Origin of the sequence: Paraburkholderia sp. SIMBA_030 (genome assembly GCF_046535245.1) — a bacterium.
In the GTDB taxonomy this organism is placed as follows: Bacteria; Pseudomonadota; Gammaproteobacteria; order Burkholderiales; family Burkholderiaceae; genus Paraburkholderia.
Genome location: NZ_JAWRXB010001757.1, coordinates 1 through 231 on the forward strand (window position 1 = coordinate 1; position 231 = coordinate 231).

The following is a 231-nucleotide window of genomic DNA, read 5'->3' on the forward strand; positions in this document are numbered from 1 at the left end:
CTTCGGCGCGGGCCAGGCGCAGTTCCTCGATGATACGCCGTGCGCGCTCGGCAAAGGCATTGCCGGCCGGTGTAGCACGCACCGCGTGAGTGCTGCGGGTGAACAGGCGGCTGCCCACCGCGTTTTCCAGGTTGTCGATGCGCCGGGCCACGGCCGAGGGCGTCAGCGGGTGGCGCCGAGCGGCGGCGGAAAAACTGCCGGTTTCCAGCACATCAAGGAACAGGCTGAGTT

1 protein-coding gene is annotated in these 231 nt (G+C 68.4%); it reads right to left on the reverse strand.

Annotated elements, in window-relative coordinates:
• The coding region (locus SB772_RS46035) for a LysR family transcriptional regulator (protein WP_410839276.1) at nucleotides 1-231 on the reverse strand (231 nt) is incomplete at both ends.